This is a genomic window from Rhodovarius lipocyclicus (genome assembly GCF_009900765.1).
Taxonomy (GTDB): domain Bacteria; phylum Pseudomonadota; class Alphaproteobacteria; order Acetobacterales; family Acetobacteraceae; genus Rhodovarius; species Rhodovarius lipocyclicus.
The window spans coordinates 60,544-83,545 of the sequence record NZ_JAAABL010000012.1 but is presented as its reverse complement, the minus strand read 5'-3'; the positions used below and the strand labels follow the sequence as shown (position 1 = coordinate 83,545).

The window sequence follows — 23,002 nt, the reverse complement described above, 5'->3', positions numbered from 1 at the left end:
AGGCCCTGCCGGGCCGGGCGGTGACGGCGCTGGTGGGCGGGCGGCGCATCGCCGTCGGCAGCCCGCGCCACGCCATGGAGGCCGGCGTGGCCCTGCCCGGCGATGTGGCGGCGCTGGAGGCGGAGGGCCAGACCGTGGTGGCGGTGCTGGCCGATGGCGCCCTGCGCGGCCTGCTAGCCCTGCGCGACGAGCCCCGCCCCGATGCCGCCGCCGCCATCGCCGCCCTGCGCGCCCAGGGGCTGCGGCCGGTGATGCTGACCGGCGACAATCCGCGCACCGGCCAAGCCATCGCCGATGGGCTGGGGCTGGAGGTGAAGGCCGGCCTGCTGCCGGACGACAAGCTGCGGGAGATCGCGGCGCTGAAGGCGCTGGGCCCGGTGCTGATGGTGGGCGACGGCATCAATGATGCCCCGGCGCTGGCCGCCGCCTCGGTGGGCATCGCCATGGGCGGCGGCACCGATGTGGCGCTGGAGGCCGCCGACGCCGCCGTGCTGAAGGACCGCGTGATGGGCGTGGCGGAGCTGGTGGCGCTGTCGCGCGCCACCATGGCCAATGTGAAGCAGAATGTGGCCGTGGCGGTGGGGCTGAAGGCGGTGTTCCTGGTCACCACCCTGGCGGGCGTCACCGGGCTGTGGCCCGCCATCCTGGCCGATACCGGCGCCACCGTGCTGGTGACGCTGAACGCGCTCAGGCTGCTGCGCTGGGTGCCGCGCGGCTCATAGCCATTCCACGGGCGGTTCGTGCAGCAGCAGGATCTCGCCCGCCGAACCGGGGGCGGCCGGGAACATCCGCCGCAGCAGCGGGTCATGGCCGGGGATGACGAGCGTTTCGTCCCCGCCCGCCAGCTTCTTCGCCAAGCGCCAGCCCGCCGCCATCTCTCCCACGTCGAACACGATGGGGAAGGGGATTTCGCGGCGCATGTTGGCGAAGTAGTGGCTGGCGTCCGAGGCCAGCACCAGCGGCCCGCGCGCCGTCCGCACCCGCACCATCTGCAGGCCGTCGGAATGCCCGCCCACCCGGTGCAGCGAGACGCCGGGCGCGATGCCGGCCTCGCCGTCATGGAAGCGCACGCGGTCGGCATAGAGCGCGCGCACCATGCCCACCACATGCTCCACCTCGAAGGGATGGCGGATGCAGTGGGCGCACATGTGCCGGCCGGTGGCGAAGGCCATCTCCCGTTCCTGCAGATGGAAGACGGCGTTGGGGAAGATGCCCAGATTGCCCGCGTGGTCGTAGTGCAGGTGTGTGATGACGACCTCGCTCACGGCCTCGGGCGCGATGCCGGCGGCGCGCAGGCAATCCTCGACCGGGCGCAGCAGGTGGCGGCCGCGCCGGCCGCCCGATTCCGCGTCGAAGCCGCTGTCGACCACGATCACCCGCCCATCCGGCGCGCGCAGCGCCCAGACGAAGTAATCCATCGGCATCGCCTCATGCGCATCGGCCACGGGCAGCAGGAAATTCTCCTGCGCGGTGCGGTCGTAGCGGGCATAGCGCAGGGCCAGGACCTCCCAGTTCATGCGCACAGCTCCATCAGGCGGGTGACATCGGGGGCGCTGTCCAGCGCCCAGAGGGCCTCGATCGCGGCATCCGCCCGCGCGGTGAAGCCGCCGATGGCGCAATTGTCGCGGAACTTGGCCTCCAGCGCCGCGTCGCTCATGGGGTTGGCCTCGCTGCCGATGGGGTCGGTCACGGTGCGGCGCAACTCCCGCCCATCCACCAGGCGCAGGGTCACGGTGGCGGCGCCGCGCGGCAGGCTCTCATCCAGCCGCGCCCGCACCTTGGCGCGGAAGGCGGCCAGCGCCGGGTCGGTCACCGCCGGCATCTCGAAATCCGCCACCCCGGCATGGCCGCGCACCAGCCCCAGCGCCGCGCTGTGATGGATGCTGACACGGGCGTCGCGCTCGTTGTTCACCGGCCGGTCGCCGCGCGCCAGCAGCAGCGCGTCGCCGGCCACGGTCACCTCCGCGATGGCCTCGGGCGGGGTTTCCCGGCGCAGCGCCAGGCAGGCGTCGATCACGGCATGGAAGACGATGCCGGCCGGGTAGGGCTTGAAGGTGTTGCGCGCGATCTCCCACCGCTCGCCCAGCCCCTCGGTGATCTCCTCCGTCACCGGCACGTCGCCCATGGCGCGCGCGAAGCCGAGCGGCCCCTCGATGGCGGCGGCACCGGCCCGGTAGCCCTGCTGGGCCAGCAGGGCGGCCAATATGCCGTGGCGCGGGGCATTGCCCACGCCGACATTCTTGGCGGCACTCGGCAGGTTCTCCACCAGCCCCCCCGCCTGGGAGGCCGCGATGCCGATCGCGTGCCAGCTCTGCTCGGCCGACAGGCCCAGCAGCTTCGCGCAGCCCGCCGCCGCCCCCAGCGCCCCGCAGGTGGAGGTGATATGCCACCCCCGCGCGTAATGCCCCGGCGAGACGGCATTGCCGATCCGGCATTCCACCTCCCCGCCCAGCAGGAAGGCGTGCAGCACCGCCGCCCCGGACAGCCCGCGCTGCTCGGCCAGCGCCAGCAGGGCGGGGGCGACCGGGGCGGTGGGGTGGATGACGGTGCGCAGATGCGTGTCGTCATAGTCCAGCAGGTTGCAGGCGATGGCGTTGACGAAGCTGGCCGCCATCGGGTCCAGCTTCACGGCCTGGCCCAGCACGGTGGCCTCCGCGGCGCCCGAGAAGGGGCGCATCACCGCCAGCGCCGTCGTCACCGCGGGGTCGCGCGCGACCCCCAGCCCGCAGCCGATGGCGTTGAGGATGGAGCGCCTGCCCGCATGGCGCAGGGTGGCCGGCATGTCCTCCCAGCGGGAATTGGCGATGAAATGGCCGAGCGCTTCGCCCGCGAAACTCATGGATGCGTCTCCTATTGGGCGCGGGCGATCAGGCCGTCGCGTGAGGCCTGGGACCAGCGCGCGTCCTCCTGCTGGAGGAAGGTGCGGAATTCGTCGGGGCCGAGCGGGTTCAGGTCCGCGCCGATGCCCAGCAGGCGCTGGCGGATGGCGGGTTCCCGCAGCGCCTGGCCGATCGCCTCGCTCATGCGCGCCGCGATCGGGGCGGGCAGGCGGGCGGGCGCCAGCATGGCGTACCAGCCGGCGAATTCGTATCCGGGCACCCCGGCCTCGGCCAGGGTCGGCACATCGGGCAGCAGCGGCGTGCGGGCGGCGGTGGTCACGCCGAGCGCGCGGATGCGGCCCGATTGCAGATGCGGCAGGGCGGCGACGGTGCTGTTCCAGCCGGTGGGCAGGTGGCCCGCGATCAGGTCGTTCAGCATGGGGGCGGCCCCGCGATAGGAGACTTCCTCCATCCGCACCCCCGCCAGCCGGGCGAACAGGTTGCCGGCATAGGAGATGGCGGCGTCCGAGGTGCCGAAGCCGATGCTGCCCGGTGCCGCGCGGGCGGCGGCCACCAGCCCGGCCACGTCCTGGAACGGCGCCAGCGCGCTGGCCGACAGCAGCATGGGAAAGCGCGACAGCAGCGCCACCGCCGTGAAATCCCGCTGCGTGTTGTAGGGCAGGCTGGGCATCACATAGGGGTTCAGCGCGTGGCTGCCGGTATCGACCAGGAAGACCTGGCCGTCCGGCTCCGCGCGCGCCACGGCCTCGGACCCCACGACGCCATTGGCGCCGGCGCGGTTTTCCACCAGCACGGGCTGGCCCAGCAGGGGGCGCAGCCCCTCGGCCAGGGCGCGGGCGAAGACATCGGTGCCGCCACCGGGGGCATAGGGCACGATGAGGCGGATGGGGCGGTGCGGCCAGGCTTGCGCCCAGGCTGGGGCCCAGGCTGGGGCCCAGGCCGGAACCGGCAGCAGCGCGGCGGTGCCCAGCAGCAATCTCCGGCGGGGTGCCAGCATGATGTTTCCTTCCCGGGAAGCGCCTTGCGCGCGTATTTCTGGTATCGGTAACTCATGGCCGAGAGATCGTAAAGCCATGCAAGGCTGGCTTGCTGTTCCGTCCGTATTCGGATTAGCCTTGCCGGATGATATCGATCACAGAAGCGGCGCGCCACCGCGCCACGGGCACGGAAGCGGCTCCAGGCCGCGCCTCAGGGGCGCTGCGCGGGCGCGTGGCCCTCGTCACCGGCTCCGTCGGCGGCATCGGCCATGCGGTGGCCTCGGCTCTGGCCGCCGAGGGCTGCGGCATCGTCCTGCACGGGCTGGCGAGCGCCGAGGAAGCGGCACCCGCCCTGTCCGCCATCGCGGGCCAGGGTGTCACCGCCCGCTTCGATGGCACGGATCTGGCGGACCCCGCCGCCATCGCCGCCATGATGGCCCGCATCGGCCCCGTGGACATCCTGGTGAACAACGCCGCCATCCGCCATTTCGGCCTGGTGGAGGACACGGCGCCGGCCGATTGGGACCAGGACATCGCGGTGAACCTCTCCGCGCCCTTCCACCTGACCCGCCTGGCGCTGCCGGGCATGCGGGCGCGCGGCTGGGGGCGGATCATCAACATGTCCTCCATCTACGGCCTGGTCGGCACGACGGAGCGCGTGGGCTATGTCACCACCAAGACCGCGCTGATCGGCCTGACGCGCGCCGTGGCGCTGGAAACGGCGCAGAGCGGCATCACCTGCAACGCCATCTGCGCCGGCTCCACCCTGACGCCGAACATCGAGGGCCGGATCCAGGCCGCGATGCGGGCGCAGGGCATCGGCCATGCCGAGGCCAGCGCCCGCTTCCTGGCGGGCAAGCAGCCCACCGGCCGCTTCGTCACCGCCCAGGCCATCGGCGCCATGGCCGCCATGCTGTGCGGCGAGGGCGGGCGCGACATCACCGGGGCCGCCATTCCCATGGATGGGGGATGGTCCGCCAGTTAAGGCCCCACACTTCGGAGGAAACGAACAATGAAAAGACGCGATGTATTCGCCGCTGGCCTGGGGCTGGCGGCGCCTTCCCTTGCCCGCGCGCAGGGCTTTCCGAGCCGTCCCGTGAAGCTGCTGGTCACCTGGCCGCCGGGCGGCACCACGGACATCTTGGCCCGGCAGTTGCAGCCGCAGCTGACGGCGGCCCTAGGCCAGCCGGTGGTGATCGAGAACCGGGGCGGCGCCTCGGGCGCCATCGGCGCGGCCGAACTCGCCCGCTCGCCCAATGATGGGCATGTGTTCGGCATGGTCACCAGCACCGTCATCTCGGCCGCGCTGCTGACCCGCCAGCCCTATGACCCGCTGCGCGACTTCACGCCGCTGCTGCTGCTGGCCAATGTGGCGAATATCCTGGTGGTGCCGCCATCCTCGCCGATCCGGACTGTGCGGGACCTGATCGACATGGCCAAGCGCCGGCCGGGGGAGCTGACCTTCGCGTCCTCGGGCATCGGCTCGGCGGTGCATATTTCGGGCGAGATGTTCAAGCTGGCAGCCGGGGTGGACATGATCCACGCGCCCTATCGCGGCGGCGCGCCGGCGCTGGCCGACGTGGTCAGCGGCCATGTGAACCTGATGTTCGGCAATGCCAGCTCCACGCTGCCCTTCGTGCGGGAGGGCGCGCTGCGGGCCATCGCCGTGACCTCCGCCCAGCGTACGGCCTATCTGCCGACCATCCCGACCATCGCGGAATCGGGCATGCCGGGCTTCGCGATCGACGAATGGTATGCCTGCCTCGGCCCGGCGGGCATGCCGCAGCCCGCGGTGCAGCGCCTGAACGCCGCGCTGATGGGCATCATCACCCAGCCCGCCGAACGCGCCCGCCTGCTGGAAATGGGCGCCGAGGTGGTGGGCGGCAGCACCGAGGAGTTCGGCCGCTTCATGACGGCGGAGGCCGAGAAGATCGGCCGTGTGATCCACGACGCCAACATCCGGATGGAGTGAGCATGGAACGCACATTGCAAGGCAAGGCCGCGCTGGTCAGCGGCGCCAGCCGGGGCATCGGGCTGGCCATCGCGCGGCGGCTGGCGGCGGGCGGGGCGCGGGTGGCGCTTGTCGCGCGCGGCGCGGCCCCGCCCGAGGACATGCCGGGCGCCATCGCCATCGCCGCCGACCTGCGCGACGGCGAGGCCTGCGCCCGGGCGGTGGCGGAGGCGGTGGAGCGGCTCGGTGGCCTGGATATCCTGGTCCACAGCGCCGGGGCCACCCAGCGCGGGGATTTCCTGGCGCTGGACGATGCGGCCTGGGCCGATGGCTATGCGCTGAAGCTGTTCGGCGCGGTGCGGCTGCTGCGCGCGGCCTGGCCGCATCTGCGGGCCGCGCAAGGCAATGCCGTGCTGATCGCGGGTGTCGGCGGGCGGGTGGCGAGCGCCGATTTCACCATCGGCGGTTCGGTGAACGCCGCGCTGATGAACCTGACCAAGGCGATGGCCGATCGCGGGGTGGCGGACGGCGTGCGGGTGAACTGCGTCAACCCCGGCAGCATCCGCACCGACCGGCTGACCGGGCGCATCGCCACCCTGGCGAAGGAGCGCGGCCTGGACATGGCCGCCGCCGCCGCCGCCATCGCCGCCGAGACCGGCGTGGCGCGCTTCGGCGAACCGGAGGAGATCGCGGAGATCGTGGCCTTCCTTGCCGGGCCCGGCGCGGGCTACATCCAGGGGGCCATCCTGGATGCGGATGGCGGATGGGTCAGGGCGGTGTGATGGCACGGGAAGACGGCAAGGCTGGAGCCGCGCGCATGCGCGATGTGGCGCGCATGGCCCAGGTGTCGACCATGACCGTCTCCCGCGCGCTGACCGACCCGGCCAAGGTCTCCCCCGATGTGCGGGCGCGCGTGGCGGAGGCGGTGCGCGCCGTGGGCTATGTGCCGAACAAGCTGGCGGGCAGCCTGTCCTCCAGCCGGTCGCGCATCATCGGCCTGGTGGTGCCCAGCATCGAGAATTCGCTGTTCGCCAGCACGGTGCAGGGCATTTCCGACGTGCTGCGCCGGCACGGCCACCAGCTGATGATCGCCGACAGCGGCTACAGCATGGAGGCGGAGGAGGCGGCGATCCGCGCCTTCCTGGAACAGCGGGTGGCGGGGCTGATCCTGCACGACACCACCCACACCCCGGCGGCGGTCGAGATGATCAAGCGCTCCGGCGTGCCGGTGGTGGAGAACGGCACGCTGGTGCCGGAGCCGCTGGACATGGTCGTCAGCTATTCCAACCACGACGCCGCGAAGGCGATGACGCTGCATCTGGCGCGGCTGGGCTATCGCCGCATCGGCTTCGTCAGCCTGCATGCCGCGACCAACGCCCGCAGCCGCGACCGGCAAGTGGGATACCGCGCGGCGCTAGAGGAAGCGGGGCTGCCCTTCGACCCCGCGCTGATGCTGGAAATGCCGCCGGGCCTAGCCAGCGGCGCCGAGGCGCTGTTGCGGTTGATGGACAGCGCCGCGCCGCCGGATGCGATCTTCTTCGCGGGCGATGTGCTGGCCATGGGCGCCAGCCTGGAATGCGCGCGGCGGGGCTGGCCGGTGCCGGGCAAGGTGGCGATCGCGGCCTTCGACAATTTCGACCTGCTGGGCCATCTGGTGCCGCCCGTGACCACGCTGAAGCTGCCGCGGCTGGAGATCGGCCGCCGCAGTGCCGAGGTGCTGCTGGACCGCATCCAGGGCCGGTCCAGCGCGCCGGTTTCGGTGGATCTGCGCTTCGAGATCATTCACCGCGCCAGCACCTGAGAGGCTGGACAGCGCCTGCGGGCCGTTTATGATACCGATATCATTTGAAGGCGGAAAGCCTGCCGCTGAGGCGCCGAAAACGGCGAATCGGCGTCAGGTATCGATAAACCGCCGCAGGAAGGAGGAACCGCCCATGGCGGATCGTGTTCTCGGCTTCATCGGCCTGGGCCAGATGGGCAGCCGCATGGCCGCGCGCCTGGCCGAGGCCGGCCACAAGATCGTGGTGTTCGACCGCGCTCCGGGCCCGGTTGCCGAACTGGTGGCCAAGGGCGCCACCGCCGCCGCCAGCCCGCGTGAGGTGGCGGACCGCGCGGACCTGGTCTTCGGTAGCCTGCCCACCCCCGCCATCCTGCGCGATGTGGCGCTCGGCCCCGACGGCGTGATCGCGGGCCAGCGCGCCCGCTGCTTCGTGGATCTTTCCACCACCGGCCCGCGCGTGGCCGGCGAGGTCGCGACCGCCTTCGCCGAGGCCGGGCGGACCACCTTCGATTGCCCCGTCAGCGGCGGCAAGGGCGGTGCCGCGGCCGGCACGCTGGCCCTGATGGTCAGCGGCCCGCGCGCCGAATACGAGGCGCTGGAACCCATCCTGCGCGTCTTCGGCAAGCCCTTCTATTGCGGGGAGAAGCCGGGCCAGGCCCAGGTGATGAAGCTGTGCAACAACATGCTGGCCGCGACCGCGCTGGCTGCCTCCTCCGAGGCGTTGGCCATGGGTGTGAAGGCGGGGCTGGACCCCAACCTGATGTGCGAGGTCATCAACGCCAGCAGCGGCCGCAACTCCGCGACGCAGGACAAATTCCCGCGCGCTGTCATCCCCCGCACCTTCGATTTCGGTTTCACCACCGGCCTGTCGCTGAAGGACGTGCGCCTGTGCCTGGAGGAAGCCGAGGCGATGGGCATCCCGATGCCGGTGGGCAGCGCCGTGCGGCAGATGCTGGCGATCACGGCGGCCCTGTACGGGCCGGACAGCGATTTCACATCGATCGCGAAGACGGTCGAAAATTGGGCCAAAGTGGAAATCGGGGTGGAGATCAAGGCGCCATGACCATCAATCGTCGAACCGCATTCACTGTCGCCGCGGCACTCGCCGCGCCGCGCGTCGCCTGGGCGGCCTTTCCGGAGCGGCCCGTGCGCGTCATCGTCCCCTGGCCGCCGGGGGCGCTGGCCGATGTGGTCATGCGCTCCCTCGCGCAGGCCATGCAGGGCCCGCTCGGCCAGCCGGTGGTGATCGAGAACCGCCCCGGCGCCACCGGCGCCCTGGGCACGGAAGCCGTGGCCCGCGCCACCCCCGATGGCCACACGCTGATCCTGGGCAATGCCGAGACCCACGCCATCAACCCGCTGGTCTATCGCCGGCTGCCCTATAACCCGGTGACCGACTTTACTCCCGTCAGCCTGTTCGCCCGCGCGCCCTTCGCGCTGGCGGTGGGGCAGGGGATGGGCGTGACGGATCTGGCCGGCTTCCTGTCCAAGCTGCGGGAGGCACCGGGTCGGGTCAGCTATGCCTCCTGGGGCGTCGGCAGCACCTCCCACCTGACGATGGAACTGCTGCTGAAGGCCACGGGGCTGGAGGCGCTGCACGCGCCCTTCACCGGCCAGGCGCCTGGCATCACGGCCGTGATCGGCGGGCAGGTGGACTGCATGTTCCTGACCGCCGGCGGCGCCGAGGCCGCATCCCGCGACGGGCGGGTGAAGCTGCTCGCGGTCTCCGCCGCCGAGCGCGTGGCCCTGCTGCCCCAGGTGCCCACCCTGCGCGAGGCGGGCGTGGCCGTGGAGGGCGGCAACTGGTTCGGCGTGCTGGGCCCGGCCCGCTTGCCGGCCGAGGTCGCGAACAAACTGGCCGAGGCCATCGCCGAAGCCGCCCGCGCGCCCGCGGTGCAGGAGGTGTTCCGCGCCCAGGCCGCCGTGCTGAGCACCAACACGCCAGCCGAGTTCGGACGCTTCATCGCGGCCGATCGCGCCAGGTGGGAGGAGCCGGTGAAGGCGCTGGATATCCGGATCGACTGAGGGAGGGGCAGGGGGCTTCGCCCCCCTCGACCCCCACCAAGGGCTCCGCCCTTGGAACCCGCCAGGAGCCGAAAGGCCCCTGGCCTTTCCTCACTCATCCCCATCCAGCGCCAGCGTGGCGAAGCTGGCCAGCCAATGCTCCCCCATATAGTCCCCGGCCAGATGCGGCATCGCGGCTTCCAGATGCCTGTGGGCCGCTTCCTCCATCGGTGCACGGCTGGAAGGCGGCAGGGCCTGGGCCAGCGCCCGCAGGCACCAGGCGCGGCTGAGCGCCAGCCCGTCCAGATGCGCGATCTTGCCATCGCTGCGGTCGCTTACAGTGGGCGGGTGGAACAGGGTGGCGGGTTCGCCCGCCGCCAGTTCCGGCAGGAAGGCCGCGAACCAGGGTTGGAATTCCTGGCCGGGCAGCAGGCGGCGCATGGCCTCGGCCTCGATCAGCGCGGAGGACAGGAAGTCATCGCCGCTGGGCTCGCCCCAGGCGGGGCATGCGCGGTCCGCGCCGTACCAGCGCCGGGCGGTGGCGCGCAGCAGATCCAGCAGGGCGGTGTCGTGGGTCGCCTCGGCGTAGTCGGCGGCCATGCGCAGGCCGAAGGCGGTGTTGAAATGCGTGCCCACCCGCACCGGATAGTTGGCGATGGGCAGGAAATCCCGGAAGCGCTGGGCGAACGCCTCGGCCAGCGGCGCCAGCGCCCGGGCCCAGCGCTGATCGGGCAGGGCGCTGAGCTCTGCCGCCAGCTTCAGCAGCCAGGCCCAGCCATAGGGGCGCTTGAAGCCGCGCGCGCCGGGGTGGGCCAGATAGGCGCATTCGCTCGCCACCTTCCCGGGCGTGAATTGCCGGTCGAACAGCGCCGCGATCCGGCTGGCCGCGGCCATGTCGGGATGGCGGCGCAGCAGCCGCGCCAGCATCCAGTGGCTGTGCACGCAGGAATGCCAGTCATAGCTGCCGTAGAAGATGGGATGCAGGGCGCTGGGTGTGCGCGCATCCTCGGGCCCGGCCAGGGTGTGGTCGGGCTTGTTGGGGTATTCGCGCTCCACATGGCCGAGCGCGATGGCGGCGAAGCTGGCGGCGAGATCGGGGGTCAGGGCATGCATGGTGGGGCATCATGGCCCGCCCGGCGCGGCACGGCCAGCGTGAGCGGCATCTGCACAGGAACTGCACAATCGGGCCGCCGTTCCGGTTTCGGTGCCCGTGCATTGTCTTGTTTGCCTGGATTTTCATCTTGAAGCGCGTTTCCCCGACCGCCTAGCCTTCCCGCAACGCCTCGTCCAACGGGGCGACAGGGATGCCAGTCATGATTCACGCAACCCCGGCGGCCGCGCGCTGTCCGGACGGGAGATGACATGACGACGAGACGCCTTGCTTCCTTGTGCGCGGGCTTCGCCCTTCTCGCCACCCTCGCGGCCCCGCCCGCCAAGGCGCAGGAAACCGTGCTGCGCGTCGCCATGACGGCGGGCGACATCCCGCTGACCGCCGGCATCCCCGACCAGGGCTTCGAGGGTTGGCGCTTCGTCGGCTACAACCTGTACGACGCGCTGGTCCTGTGGGACCTGTCGCGCGGCGATGTGGCGGCCGACATCAAGCCGGGCCTCGCTTCCTCCTGGGCGATCGACCCGAACAACAACCGCCGCTGGATCTTCAACCTGCGCCGCGACGTGAAGTTCCATGATGGCTCGCCGATGACGGCGGCCGACATCGTGTGGAACTTCCAGCGCTTCACCCAGGAAAGCGCGCCGCAGTTCAACGCCCGGCAGTTCGCCTTCGCCCGCGCCTATCTGGGCAATTACGAGGGCATCGAGGCGGTGGACGACTACACCATCGCCATCACCACCAAGCAGCCGGACAGCCTGCTGCCCTACAACATGTCCTTCCTGATGATGGTCAGCCCCCGCCGTTCGGCCGAGGTGGGCAACGACGCCGACGCCTTCGCCCGCAACCCCTCGGGCACCGGGCCCTACCGGTTCTCCCGCATGGTGCCGGGCGAGCGCCTGGAACTGGTTCGCAACCCCGACTACTGGGACCGCACCCGCATCCCCCGCCATGACCGGCTGATCCTGCTGCCGATGCCCGAGGCCTCGACCCGCACGGCGGCCCTGCTCTCGGGCCAGGTGGATTGGATCGAGGCGCCGGCGCCCGATGCCATTCCCCGCCTGCGGTCCTCGCGCATGCAGATCGTCACCGCGCCCTATCCGCACAACTGGGCCTATCAGCTGAACTTCGTGGACGGGCCGTTCGCCGATGTGCGGGTGCGGCGCGCCGCCAACCACGCCCTGAACCGCGCCGATTTCCGCGAGATGCTGGGCGGCGTGGCGCTGGAAAGCTTCGCCAACCTGCCGCCCTCCGCGCCCTATTACGGCAACCCGCGCCGGTATGAGTACGACCCCGCCCGCGCCCGCGCCCTGCTGCGGGAGGCGAACTGCCTGCCCTGCCGCGTGACCTTCGCCATCTCCACCTCCGGTTCCGGCCAGATGCAGCCGCTGCCGATGAACGAGCTGGTGAAGTCCCAGCTGGAGGCCGCGGGCTTCCAGGTGACGCTGCAGACCATGGACTGGAACGCGCTGCTGCAAGTGGGCCGCGAGGGCCGGGAGCGCCACCAGGGCGTGCACGGCATCAACATCAGCCGTTCGCTGCAGGACCCGTTCAACGGCATGTTCCGCTTCGTCTGGAGCCGCCAGGCGGCCCCCGCCGGGTCCAACTGGGGCCATTACCGCAGCGCGGAGATGGATGCCCTGATCGACCAGGCGCTGGCCACCTTCGACCCCGCCGCCCGCCTCGCGCTGCTGACGCAGGTGCATGAGAAGATGAGCGAGGATGCCGTGATGCTGTGGGTGGTGCACGATCTGAACCCACGCGCCATGTCGCCGCGCGTGCGCGGCTTCGTCCAGGCCCAGAGCTGGTTCCAGGACCTGACGCCCATCACCATCGCGCCGCGCTGAGGCCAGGCCCATGTTCGGCTATGTGATCCGCCGCCTGCTCGCCGCGATCCCGATCGCGCTGGGTGTCTCGATGGTCTGCTTCGCGCTGGTCTATCTGGCGCCGGGCGACCCCATCCAGACGCTGCTGCCGCCCGATGCGGATGCCGAGACCGTGGAGCGCCTCAAGCGCCTCTACGGCCTCGACCGGCCGATCGTGATCCAGTACGCGGAATGGCTGTATCGCGTGGCCACGGGCGATTTCGGCCGCTCCATCGCCAATGGGCGGCCGGTGATCGAGGAGATCCAGCGCTCGCTGGGCAACACGGTGCTGCTGGCCTTCCTGTCCGTGCTGGTGGCCTTCAGCATCGCCTTCATCCTGGGCACCATCGCCGGGCGCAAGTCCGGCACCTGGATCGACCGCGCCGTGACCGGTGTCGCGGTGCTCGGCGTGTCGATCCCGAACTACTGGCTGGCCATCGTGCTGGTCATCATCTTCTCGGTGGAGCTGATGCTGCTGCCGTCCTCCGGCACGGCGGGCGATACCTTCGACCCCACCAGCTGGGAGCATATCCAGTACCTGATCCTGCCGGTGATCACGCTGTCGATGATCCCGGTGGGCATCATCGCGCGCACCACGCGCTCCGCGGTGTCGGAGGTGATGAACCAGGAATTCGTGGTCACGCTGCGCGCCAACGGCCTGCCGGAATGGCGGGTGCTGAAGCACGCGATCAAGAACGCGCTGCCGCCGGTGCTCGCCGTGATGGGGCTGCAGTTTGGCACGCTGATGGGCGGCTCCATCCTGGTGGAGACGGTCTTCGCCTGGCCGGGCAGCGGCTATCTGCTGAGCAAGGCGATCCTGACCCGCGACGTGCCGGTGCTGCAGGGCACCATCCTCGTGCTGGCGATGATCTTCGTCGTGACCAACCTCGCGGTGGACCTGTTCCAGTCCACGCTCGATCCGCGCATCCGGCGCGGCTGAAAGGTTCCGCATGTCCACCGCCGTGAGCGATGCCGTGCCGCCCACCGACCCCACGGAACTCGCGCTGCCGCGGCAGCGCGGCTATTGGGGCACGGTCGGCTACCGCCTGCGCTACGACTACGTCACGCTGTTCTTCGGCACGCTGCTGCTGCTGATCATCCTGGCCGCCGTGTTCGCGCCGCTGCTGGCGCCGTTCGATCCGTATCAGGAAAGCATCATCCGCCGCCTGAAGCCGCCCGGATACCAGGACCGCTACTGGCTCGGCACCGATGAGCTGGGGCGCGATGTGCTGTCGCGCCTGCTGTATGGCGGGCGCATCACGCTGACCATGGGCATCATGCCCGTGGTGGTGGCCACGCTGATCGGCGGCACGCTGGGGCTGATCGCGGGCTTCGCCGGCGGGCCGCTGAACATGGCCATCATGCGCGTGATGGACGTGTTCTACGCCTTCCCCTCCGTGCTGCTGGCGGTGGCGATTTCGGGGGCCATGGGCGGTGGCGCCATAAACGGCATGATCGCGCTGTCGCTGGTGTTCATCCCGCCGCTGTGCCGCGTGGCGGAAACCGCGACCACCCAGGTGCGCAACCTGGATTTCGTGGACGCCGCGCGGGCCACCGGCGCGCCGCTGCGCAAGGTGCTGTGGCACCATGTGCTGGGCAATGTGCTGGGGCCGGTGCTGATCTATGCCTCCAGCCTGATCTCGGTGGCGATCATCCTGGCTTCGGGCCTGTCCTTCCTGGGCCTCGGCGTGAAGCCGCCCGACCCGGATTGGGGGCTGATGCTGAACGCCCTGCGCCAGTCGATCTATGTCAGCCCGCTGGTGGCGGCCATGCCCGGCATCGCCATCCTGCTGACCTCCGTCAGCATGAACCTGGTCAGCGACGGCCTGCGCGCCGCGATGGATGTGAGGAGCTGAAGATGGCCATGACCGATTTCGCCGTGGCCGAGGACGACGCGCGCGACCGCGGCGGCCCGGCGCAGCCGCTGCTGACCGTGAGCGGCCTGAAGAAGCACTTCCCCATCAAGGGCGGCGTGCTGGGCCGGACGGTCGCGCATGTGCGCGCGGTGGACGGCATTTCCTTCTCCGTCCGCAAGGGGGAGACGCTGGGCATCGTGGGCGAATCGGGCTGCGGCAAGTCCACCGTCGCCAGGCTGCTGATGCGCCTGATCCGCCCCGACGCCGGCGAGCAAATCTTTGACGGTGACGCGGTGGGCGAAACCGGCGGCATCAGCGTGGCCGAGATGCGCCGCCAGGTGCAGATGGTGTTCCAGGACAGCGCCTCCTCGCTCAACCCGCGCATGCCGGTGCAGAATTCCATCGCCTTCGGGCCGGTGGCCTTCGGCACGAAGCAGGCCGAGGCCGTGGCCATGGCGCGCGAATTGCTGGTGAAGGTCGGCCTCAACCCTGCCTTGTTCGGCGGGCGCTACCCGCACGAACTCTCGGGCGGGCAGAAGCAGCGCATCAACATCGCCCGCGCCCTGGCGATGAAACCGCGCATGATCATCCTGGACGAAGCCGTCTCGGCGCTCGACAAATCCGTCGAGGCGCAGGTGCTGAACCTGTTGCAGGCGCTGAAGCGCGACCTGAAGCTGACCTACATCTTCATCAGCCACGACCTGGGCGTGGTGCGCTGGATCAGCGACCGGGTGATGGTGATGTATCTGGGCGAGGTGGTGGAGATCGGCCCGGCCGACGACCTGTATCGCAACCCCAAGCACCCCTACACCCGCGCGCTACTGGACAGCCGCCCGGCGCTGGACCCGGACAACCGGCGGGAGGAAGCGCCGGTCAGCGGCGATCCGCCCAACCCGATCAACCCGCCCTCCGGCTGCCGCTTCCACACCCGCTGCCCGCATGCCGAGGCGGTGTGCACCCTGAAGGCGCCGAGCCTGACGCAGGCCGACCCCGACACCCATCTGGCGGCCTGCCATATGGAGGACCCCACCTCCGGCCACAGCCAGGCGGGGGCACGGCATTGAGCGCGCCTGCCATGTCTCCCCTCGTGGAGGTCGAGGACCTCTCGGTCAATTTCGTGACGCGGGAGAGCAATGTCCGCGCGGTGAACGGCGTCAGCTTCAGCATGATGCCCGGCGAGGTGATGTGCATGCTGGGCGAGAGCGGCTCGGGCAAATCCGTCACCATGCGCGCGTTGATGCGGTTGCTGCCGCCCAAGCGCAGCGTCATCACCGGCAAGATCAGGATCGCGGGCCAGGATGTGCTGGCGATGGACGACGGCACCTTGCGGCGGATGCGCGGCAGCACCGTCTCCATGATCTTCCAGGAGCCGATGACCGCCTTCGACCCGGTGATGCGCGTGGGCGACCAGATCGCGGAGGTGGTGGCGCTGCATCGCGGTGTCTCCCACAAGGCCGGGCGCCAGCGCGCGCTGGATCTGTTCGACCTGGTGCGCATCCCCTCCGCGCAGCGGCGCCTGGATGCCTATCCGCATGAGCTGTCGGGGGGCTTGCGCCAGCGCGCGATGATCGCGCTGGCCCTGTCCTGCGAGCCCAAGCTGCTGCTGGCCGATGAGCCCACCACGGCGCTGGACGCCACGGTGCAGATCCAGGTGCTGATCCTGCTGCGGCGTTTGCAGCAGGAACTGGGCATGAGTGTGATCTTCGTGACGCACGATCTGGGCGTCGCGGCGGAGATCGCGGACCGGGTGGCGGTGATGTATGCGGGCCGCGTGGTGGAGACGGGCACGGTGCGCGATGTGCTGCGCAGCCCGCTGCATCCCTACACCGCCGGGCTGCTGGCCTCGACCGTGCATGACCAGCCGCGTGACCAGGATCTGAAGACCATCCCCGGCGCGCCGCCCGACATGCGGCGCCTGCCGCCGGGGTGCAGCTTCGCGCCGCGCTGCCCCAGGATGATCGCGGAATGCAACGCGGGCAGCCCGCCGCCGGTCACGCCGGCGCCGGGGCGCATCGTGCGCTGCATCCGCGTGGAACAACCGGAGTTCGCCTGATGCCTCATAAGATCGAGATCCCGCCCGAGATCATCGCGCGCGTCGTGAAGCGCTGCGGCACGCCGCACCCCTTCGCGGCGCTGGACCCCGCGCGCACCGCGCTGCTCGTGGTGGACATGCAGAACGGCTACATGAATGCCGAGGTCGGCCATTCCTGCGTGCCGACCGCGCCCGACATCGTGCCCGTCATCAACGGCCTGGCCCAGGCGCTGCGCCAGGCCGGCGGGACGGTCTACTGGATCCAGAACGCCTCCGACGAGAAGTCCCGCATCGAGTGGTCGGTGCTGGAGGAACAGGCGAGCCCGGAACGCCGGGCCGCGCGCATCCGCTCCATCTCGCCCGGCACCAAGGGGCATGAGTTCTGGCCCGATCTCGATATCCGCGCCGAGGACGAGATCGTGCCGAAATACCGCTATTCCTGCTTCATCCGCGGTGCGTCGGACCTGGAGCAGCGGCTGCGCGCGCGCGGCATCGACACGGTGCTGATCACCGGCACGCTGACCAATGTATGCTGCGAGAGCACGGCGCGGGACGCGATGATGCTGAACTTCCGCACCATCATGGTCAGCGACGGCAATGCCGCGATGACGGATGCGGAGCACAATGCCTCGCTGATCAACTTCTATCTGTTCTTCGGCGATGTGCAGAGCGCGGCGCAGATCGAGGCGGCGTTGCAGGCCGGCAAGCCGGCGAAGGTCGCGTAGGGCCTGGGGATGGGCCGCGCTCACTCGCTCAGCGAGCGCGCCGTCTCCATCGCCAGCGGTGCCATGCGGCGCCGGAAATCCTCCACGCTCCAGTCGGAGAGGGAGGCCGCGATATGCACCGCCCCCACGGGCCGCCCCTGGCGGTCGCGGATGGCGGCGCCCAGCACGACCTCCCCCAGCAGCGCCTGTTCCAGCGCCAGGGCATAGCCGCACTCGCGTGCCTCGGCGATCAGGGCGCGCAGGGCCGGCAGCTCGGTGACGGTGCGCGGCGTCAGCGGCGGGCGTTCGCAGCGCGCCAGGATGTCCTCCACGGTGGCGTCATCCATCAGCGCCATCATCGCCCGCCCACCGGAGGACAGCGCGATGGGCAGCCGCCGGCCGATCAGCGTGGCGTGGAAGGTCTCGCGCCGGCTCTGCAGCCGCATGGCGTAGACGATGTCGATATCGTCCCACAGGCTCAGGTCCACGCGTTCCTCCGCCGTGCGGCGCAATTCGCCGAGCGGGGAGGCCGCGCGCTGCACCAGCTCATGCGTGCGCAGGAAATCATAGGAGCGGTAGAGCGAGAGAATGCCCGGCAGGAAACCGCGCCCGAGCGGGTCCACCCGCAGATAGCCGAGGCGGCGCAGCGTGTAGCACAGCCGCTGCGCGCCGCTTTTGTCCGTGCCGATGGCCGCCGCGATTTCGGACAGCGTCAGCGGCTGCGGCCGGTCCGCGAAGGCTTCGAGCACACGAAACGCGCGCTCCACGGCCTGAATGAACAGTCTGGTGTCAACCGCCTCGGGCGCGCCGGAGCCGGGGCTGAAATTCGCCTTTGACATGGTGATGAAGCCCCCTTTAACCTCCTTTTCCAATTCGACCGTATCGTTAGTCAATACTTATTTGCCTTTGGTGCCTGCGGACCGAGTGCCGCATCCGCCCAAAACGGAGCCTGCTGACGATGTCATCTTCCCCACGCTTCTCCGGCCGCATCGCGGTCGTCACCGGCGGCGCCTCGGGGCTTGGCCGCGTCACCGCCGAAGGGCTGGCGCGCGAGGGCGCGCGGGTGGTGCTGTTCGACCGCGACGAGGCGGGCCTCGCCGAGACCGCCGCCAACTGCCCCGGTTCCATCACCGTGGTGGGTGACGTGACCAGCGCCGCGGACCAGCAGCGCCTGGCCGAAGCCGCCGCCGCCCTTGGCCCCGTCACCCTGCTGGCCACCGCCGCCGGCACGCTCGGCCCCACCCTGGGCTTCCTGGAGATCTCCGAGGAGCAGTGGGACCGGGTGTTCGACATCAACGTGAAGGGCACCTGGCTGTCGATCCGGTATATCCTGCCGCTGATCAAGGCGGCGGGCGGCGGTTCGATCGTGGCCTTCGCCTCGACGGCCGGGCTGATCGCCCAGCCGGTGATGCCGGCCTATGCCGCCAGCAAGGCCGCCGTCACCAGCATGGTGCGCAGCCTGGCCAAGGGCGAGGCGCCGAACGGCATCCGCGTGAACAGCGTCTGCCCGGGATCGATCTGGACGCCGATGCTGGAAGCCACCTTCGCCGGCGCCGGCGAGGACCGCCCGAAGCGCGAGGCCGAATTCCTCGCCCGCCACCCCATCGGCCGCTTCGGCAAGGCCGAGGAGGTGGGCAACGCCGTGCTGTTCCTGCTGAGCGACGAGGCCGGCTTCATCACCGGCGTGAACCTGCCGGTCGATGGTGGCCGTCTTGCCTGACCCCACACGGTTCGCGGGCCGGGTCGCGGTCGTCACCGGGGCGGCGCGCGGCATCGGCGCCGCCATCGCCACGCGCCTGATCGCGGAGGGCGCGCGGGTGCTGCTGGTGGACCGCAGCGAGGATGTGCTGGCCACCGCCGGGGCGCTCGGCGCCACGGGCTTCACCGCCGATGTCGGCACGCCCGGCGCCGGCACGGCCATCGCCCAGGCGGCGCTGGCCGCCTATGGCCGCATCGACATCCTGGTGAACAATGCGGGCATCGGCGGGTCCAAATCCCTGGCCGATTCCGACGACGCGCTGATCGACCGCTTCGTGGACATCAACCTGAAGGCCGTGCTGCGCGTCACCCGCGACGTGCTGCCGCATATGACGAAGCCGGGCGGGCGGATCATCAACATCAGCTCCACCTTCGGGCTGGCGGGCTATCCGGGCACCACGGCCTATGCGGTCGCCAAGGCCGGTGTCGCGCATTTCACGCGCCAGCTCGCGGCCGAGATCGGGCCCGATGGCATCCTGGTCAATGCCATCGCCCCGGGCGTGATCGAAACGCCGATGACGGAAAAGCACCTGACCAAGCCATACTACATCAAGGCCATCGTGGATCCCACGCCGCTGCGCCGTGCCGGCCGGCCCGAGGAGATCGCGGCGGTCGCCGCCTTCCTCGCCTCGGAGGACGCATCCTTCGTCGCGGGGCAGGTCATTGTGGTGGACGGGGGGTGGATCACCTCCCGCAATCCGCCGCGCGAACCCGGTGAAGAGGTGATGGGATGATCGACAAGTCCGTGAAATGGCCCGGCGGCGCGAAGGTCGCCGTCATGCTGACCTTCGATTTCGATGCCGAGACGCTGTGGCTGTCCCGCGACCCGGCCAATGCGCGCCGGCCGGGCACGCTGAGCCAGGGCACTTATGGCGCCAAGGTGGGCGTGCCGAAGATCCTGGAGACGCTGCACGACGCCGATCTCGATGGCCGCGCCACCTTCTTCATCCCCGGCTGGACGGTGGAAAACCACACCCAGCGCTGCGAGATGATCCTGAAGCAGGGGCATGAGATCGCCCATCACAGCTACTCCCACGCCTGGGTCGATCCCGACTTCCCCGAGAAGGAGGTCGAGGAGATGGAGAAGGGGCTGCACGCCCTGAAAAGCGTGCTGGGCGTGGTGCCGAAGGGCTATCGCTCCCCGGCGGGCGAGACCAGCGACAACCTGATCCGCCTGCTCGGCCAGCATGATTTCCTCTATGACAGCTCGCTGCTGGATGATGTCGTGCCGTACCGCATGGCCGCACCCGATGGCGGTAAGGGCCCGGTCGAACTGCCCTGGCATTGGAGCACGGATGACGCGCCCTATGCGCTGTTCTCGGTCAAGAACCCGCGGCCGATCTTCACCAACAGCCATATCCTGAGCGTGTTCCAGGACGAGTTCCGCGAGATCTATCGCTGGGGCGGGCTGTACAACCTGGTCATGCACCCGCAGGTGTCCGGCCGCCCGGCCCGCATCGCGATGCTGCGGGAGATGATCGCCTTCATCAAGACCTTCCCCGACGTGTGGTTCGCCACCGGCACCGAGGTGGCCGAGGCCTGGGTCGCGGCGCACGAGGCATGAGCTACGATCCCGCCAGCTTCCGCCCCTGCACCTTCCATGATGCCGTGCCGCGCTTCCTGGAGGGCGGGGACACGCCGCGCGCCTTCCTGGAACGCTGCCTGGAGGTGATCGCGGCGCGGGAACCCGTGGTGCAGGCCTGGGTCACGATCAATGAGGCCGGCGCGCGCGCCGCGGCCGATGCCGCCACCGCCCGCTACAAGGCCGGGCGCCCGCTCTCGACCATCGACGGCATGCCCATCGGCATCAAGGACATGCTGCAGACCAAGGACATGCCGACCGAGCAGGGCACGCCCCTGCTGAAGGGCGTGCAGACCAAGACCGACAGCGCCAGCGTGGTGGCGCTGCGCCAGGCGGGCGCGGTGGTGCTGGGCAAGACGGTGACGACGGAACTCGGCATGTCCCACCCCGGCCCCACCACCAACCCGTTCAACCCGGACCACACGCCTGGCGGTTCCTCCTCGGGCTCGGCGGCGGTCATCGGTGCCTCCATGGTGCCGGCGGCGCTGGGCACGCAGGTGGTGGGCTCCGTCATCCGCCCGGCCGGCTTCTGCGCCAACACCGCGATCAAGCCGACCTTCGGCGCCATCAATCGCGGTGAGCGCCTGGGCTTCAGCCAGAGCCATATCGGCGTGCATGCCGGCTGCCTGCAGGACATGTGGGCGGTGGCCTTCGAGATCTCCCAGCGCGCGGGCGGCGACCCGGGGCATCCGGGCCTGTATGGCGAGCTGGCCCCGCGCCCGCCCGCCAAGCCGCGCGCGCTGATCGTGATGGAGGCCGAGGGCTGGGCCGAGACCGACGGCCGCACCATGGCGGCCTTCGAGCAGGTGCTGGGCCAACTGCGGGACGCGGGCGTCACCATCCTGCGCCGCACCGACAGCCCGTTGATCGAACGCTTCGAGCAGGCGATCGGCGGCAGCCTGGCGCTCAGCCGCGACCTGTGCGGCTACGAGATGCGCTGGACGCTGGAGAACCTGATCGAGCGCTTCGGTTCGGGCCTCAGCGACAGCATGATGGCGCGGCTGGAACTGGCCCGCGCCATGAGCGTGGACGACTACCGCCTGGCGCTGCTGCAGCGCGAGGAAGCCAAGCGCGCCTTCGCCGCCATCGACGGGCTGGCCGATGGGCTGATCAGCCTCAGCTCCGTGGGGCCCGCGCCGCTGATGGCGAACAAGGCCAAGGATTCGGGCGTGACCCACACCACGGGCCTGCCGGCCTTCAATGCCGCGACATCGGTGCTGGGCTGTCCGGCCATCACCCTGCCGCTGCTGGCGGTGGGCGGGTTGCCGGTGGGCGTGCAGGTGATCGGCCAGCCCCACACCGATGCGGCGCTGACCGGCACCGCCGCCTGGGTCACCGCCCGGATCGCCCCGGTGGTGGCCTGATGCCCGCCGTGCCCGCCACCCTCGATCCGGTGCGGGCACGCAACCCGCTGTTCGGCGCGAACCGGCTGAAGCTCGGCCTGTTCGGCACCAACGGAAAGGGCGCGGCCCAGACCCTGGTGCCCGAAGCCTACCGCCCGAGCTGGGAGGCATCCCTTCAGACCGCGCGCATGGCCGATGCGCTGGGCTTCGAGGCCGTCCTCGCCTATGCCCGCTGGAAGGGCTACATCCCCGGCGAGACCCGGCACCCGAGCGGCGTGACGCTCGATCCCTTCACCTGGTGCGCGGGCATCGCGCAGGCGACGCGGCGGCTGGCGGTCATCGCCACCTCCCACGCGCCCACGCTGCATCCCATCACGGCCGCCAAGCAATGCGCGACCATCGACATCATCTCCGGCGGGCGGTTCGCGCTGAATGTGGTGGGCGGCTGGAACAAGCCGGAGCTGGACATGTTCGGCGCGCCCATGGCCGAGCACGACGCGCGCTACGACCATCTGCAGGAATGGCTGGAGATCATCCAGCGCCTGTGGCGGGAGGAAGCGGAGTTCGACCATGAGGGGCCGTTCTTCCGCATCAAGCGCGGCTCCTCCATGCCCAAGCCGTTGCAGCAGCCGGGCCCGCCGATCGTCAATGCCGGCGGCTCCGACCGGGGGCAGCGCTTCGCCTGCGAATTCGCCGATGTCTGCTTCCTGATCCTGCGTTCCGAGGACACGGCGGACATCGCGGCACAGATCGCGGCCTACAAGGACATGGCGCGGCGCGAATACGGCCGCGACGTGCAGGTCTGGACCTATGCCTATTGCGTGCAGCGTGCCTCCCGCGCCGAGGCCGAGGAGTATCTGCACCACTACTCCGTGCTGCATGAGGACGGGCCGAGCCTGGACGCCTGGATCGCGGGGGTGGGATCGCAGACCAGGATTTTCGCCTCGCCCGAGGCCACGCGCGCCGCCCGCCAGCGCTTCGCGGCCGGGGCAGGGGGCTCCGCGCTGATCGGCACGGCGGGCGATATCGCCGCGCGGCTGGAGCAGCTCTCGGAAGCGGGCCTCGATGGCGTGCTGCTGACCTGGGTGGATTTCGTGGATGGGCTCGGCCGCTTCGCCGAGGTCATGCCGATGCTGGAAGCCAGAGGCTTGCGGGAGGCCTTCAGCCCCACCGCCTGAACGACATTTCTTCACTCCGGATGG

General features: G+C 70.4%; 23 protein-coding genes. 18 read left to right on the top strand and 5 right to left on the bottom strand.

All coding sequences use genetic code 11. From position 1 onward, the window contains the following. The coding region (locus GT007_RS11220) for an HAD-IC family P-type ATPase (protein WP_160121703.1) at positions 1–722 on the top strand (722 nt) is incomplete at its 5' end. Here the strand turns inward: GT007_RS11220 and GT007_RS11215 are convergent. The 3 genes from GT007_RS11215 to GT007_RS11205 are packed head-to-tail and all read right to left on the bottom strand — an operon-like array spanning position 717 to position 3,837. Beyond that, entirely contained in the window at positions 717–1,517 is an 801-nt protein-coding gene (locus GT007_RS11215; RefSeq protein ID WP_160121702.1) for an N-acyl homoserine lactonase family protein, read from the bottom strand. The genes GT007_RS11220 and GT007_RS11215 overlap by 6 nt on opposite strands. After that, the gene (locus GT007_RS11210) at positions 1,514–2,839 is read right to left on the bottom strand and encodes an MmgE/PrpD family protein (RefSeq protein WP_160121701.1); all 1,326 of its coding nucleotides are present in this window, start codon (positions 2,837–2,839) and stop codon (positions 1,514–1,516) included. The genes GT007_RS11215 and GT007_RS11210 overlap by 4 nt, the downstream gene beginning before the upstream one ends. A gap of 11 nt (positions 2,840–2,850) precedes the next feature. Then, a complete protein-coding gene (locus tag GT007_RS11205; RefSeq protein WP_160121700.1) occupies positions 2,851–3,837 on the bottom strand; it encodes a tripartite tricarboxylate transporter substrate-binding protein in 987 nt (328 codons plus the stop codon). A 125-nt stretch (positions 3,838–3,962) separates the two neighbouring features. On the opposite strand from GT007_RS11205, the gene GT007_RS11200 reads away from it, so the two are divergent. The 6 genes from GT007_RS11200 to GT007_RS11175 are packed head-to-tail and all read left to right on the top strand — an operon-like array spanning position 3,963 to position 9,573. Further along, positions 3,963–4,802, top strand: a complete 840-nt coding sequence (locus tag GT007_RS11200) for an SDR family NAD(P)-dependent oxidoreductase (protein WP_160121699.1) — start codon at positions 3,963–3,965, stop codon at positions 4,800–4,802. Between the two features lie 27 nt (positions 4,803–4,829). Further along, positions 4,830–5,789 carry a Bug family tripartite tricarboxylate transporter substrate binding protein gene (locus GT007_RS11195; protein ID WP_160121698.1) on the top strand — a complete coding sequence of 320 codons (960 nt, stop codon included), beginning with the start codon at positions 4,830–4,832 and terminating at the stop codon, positions 5,787–5,789. 2 nt (positions 5,790–5,791) lie between these two features. Next, the gene (locus GT007_RS11190) at positions 5,792–6,550 is read left to right on the top strand and encodes an SDR family oxidoreductase (RefSeq protein ID WP_160121697.1); all 759 of its coding nucleotides are present in this window, start codon (positions 5,792–5,794) and stop codon (positions 6,548–6,550) included. A 35-nt stretch (positions 6,551–6,585) separates the two neighbouring features. Further along, positions 6,586–7,569 carry a LacI family DNA-binding transcriptional regulator gene (locus GT007_RS11185; protein WP_201451883.1) on the top strand — a complete coding sequence of 328 codons (984 nt, stop codon included), beginning with the start codon at positions 6,586–6,588 and terminating at the stop codon, positions 7,567–7,569. A gap of 28 nt (positions 7,570–7,597) precedes the next feature. Then, the gene (locus GT007_RS11180; protein ID WP_160121695.1) at positions 7,598–8,611 is read left to right on the top strand and encodes an NAD(P)-dependent oxidoreductase; all 1,014 of its coding nucleotides are present in this window, start codon (positions 7,598–7,600) and stop codon (positions 8,609–8,611) included. Next, complete coding sequence (locus tag GT007_RS11175; protein WP_160121694.1) at positions 8,608–9,573, top strand: Bug family tripartite tricarboxylate transporter substrate binding protein; 966 nt, start codon at positions 8,608–8,610, stop codon at positions 9,571–9,573. The genes GT007_RS11180 and GT007_RS11175 overlap by 4 nt, the downstream gene beginning before the upstream one ends. 90 nt (positions 9,574–9,663) lie before the next feature. Here GT007_RS11175 and GT007_RS11170 read toward each other — a convergent pair whose 3' ends face one another. Then, positions 9,664–10,665, bottom strand: coding sequence for a DUF2891 domain-containing protein (locus GT007_RS11170; protein WP_160121693.1), 1,002 nt, complete (start codon positions 10,663–10,665; stop codon positions 9,664–9,666). 249 nt (positions 10,666–10,914) lie between these two features. On the opposite strand from GT007_RS11170, the gene GT007_RS11165 reads away from it, so the two are divergent. From GT007_RS11165 to GT007_RS11140, 6 genes are read left to right on the top strand one after another with little or no spacing between them, the layout of a single operon-like run. Next, the gene (locus GT007_RS11165; RefSeq protein WP_160121692.1) at positions 10,915–12,507 is read left to right on the top strand and encodes an ABC transporter substrate-binding protein; all 1,593 of its coding nucleotides are present in this window, start codon (positions 10,915–10,917) and stop codon (positions 12,505–12,507) included. Between the two features lie 10 nt (positions 12,508–12,517). Then, on the top strand, positions 12,518–13,465 hold the full coding sequence (locus tag GT007_RS11160; RefSeq protein WP_160121691.1) for an ABC transporter permease: 948 nt from the start codon (positions 12,518–12,520) through the stop codon (positions 13,463–13,465). Positions 13,466–13,475: 10 nt separating this feature from the next. Continuing rightward, positions 13,476–14,381, top strand: coding sequence for an ABC transporter permease (locus tag GT007_RS11155; RefSeq protein WP_160121690.1), 906 nt, complete (start codon positions 13,476–13,478; stop codon positions 14,379–14,381). 2 nt (positions 14,382–14,383) lie between these two features. Next, the gene (locus GT007_RS11150) at positions 14,384–15,445 is read left to right on the top strand and encodes an ABC transporter ATP-binding protein (RefSeq protein ID WP_160121689.1); all 1,062 of its coding nucleotides are present in this window, start codon (positions 14,384–14,386) and stop codon (positions 15,443–15,445) included. A gap of 11 nt (positions 15,446–15,456) precedes the next feature. Next, entirely contained in the window at positions 15,457–16,434 is a 978-nt protein-coding gene (locus tag GT007_RS11145) for an ABC transporter ATP-binding protein (RefSeq protein ID WP_160121688.1), read from the top strand. Next, on the top strand, positions 16,434–17,138 hold the full coding sequence (locus GT007_RS11140) for an isochorismatase family protein (protein WP_160121687.1): 705 nt from the start codon (positions 16,434–16,436) through the stop codon (positions 17,136–17,138). The genes GT007_RS11145 and GT007_RS11140 overlap by 1 nt, the downstream gene beginning before the upstream one ends. A gap of 20 nt (positions 17,139–17,158) precedes the next feature. Here the strand turns inward: GT007_RS11140 and GT007_RS11135 are convergent, their stop codons facing one another. Further along, complete coding sequence (locus GT007_RS11135; protein WP_160121686.1) at positions 17,159–17,956, bottom strand: IclR family transcriptional regulator; 798 nt, start codon at positions 17,954–17,956, stop codon at positions 17,159–17,161. Positions 17,957–18,075: 119 nt separating this feature from the next. Here GT007_RS11135 and GT007_RS11130 point away from each other — a divergent pair, with 119 nt between their 5' ends. From GT007_RS11130 to GT007_RS11110, 5 genes are read left to right on the top strand one after another with little or no spacing between them, the layout of a single operon-like run. After that, a complete protein-coding gene (locus tag GT007_RS11130) occupies positions 18,076–18,837 on the top strand; it encodes an SDR family NAD(P)-dependent oxidoreductase (protein ID WP_160121685.1) in 762 nt (253 codons plus the stop codon). Beyond that, positions 18,821–19,609, top strand: coding sequence for an SDR family NAD(P)-dependent oxidoreductase (locus GT007_RS11125; protein WP_236571610.1), 789 nt, complete (start codon positions 18,821–18,823; stop codon positions 19,607–19,609). The genes GT007_RS11130 and GT007_RS11125 overlap by 17 nt, the downstream gene beginning before the upstream one ends. After that, positions 19,606–20,439, top strand: coding sequence for a polysaccharide deacetylase family protein (locus GT007_RS11120; RefSeq protein WP_160121683.1), 834 nt, complete (start codon positions 19,606–19,608; stop codon positions 20,437–20,439). Before GT007_RS11125 ends, GT007_RS11120 begins: the two co-directional genes overlap by 4 nt. Beyond that, positions 20,436–21,821, top strand: a complete 1,386-nt coding sequence (locus GT007_RS11115; protein ID WP_160121682.1) for an amidase — start codon at positions 20,436–20,438, stop codon at positions 21,819–21,821. The genes GT007_RS11120 and GT007_RS11115 overlap by 4 nt, the downstream gene beginning before the upstream one ends. Then, positions 21,821–22,978: an LLM class flavin-dependent oxidoreductase gene (locus GT007_RS11110; protein ID WP_160121681.1), complete on the top strand. Its 1,158-nt coding sequence runs from the start codon at positions 21,821–21,823 to the stop codon at positions 22,976–22,978. The genes GT007_RS11115 and GT007_RS11110 overlap by 1 nt, the downstream gene beginning before the upstream one ends. The last annotated feature ends 24 nt before the right edge of the window (positions 22,979–23,002 follow it).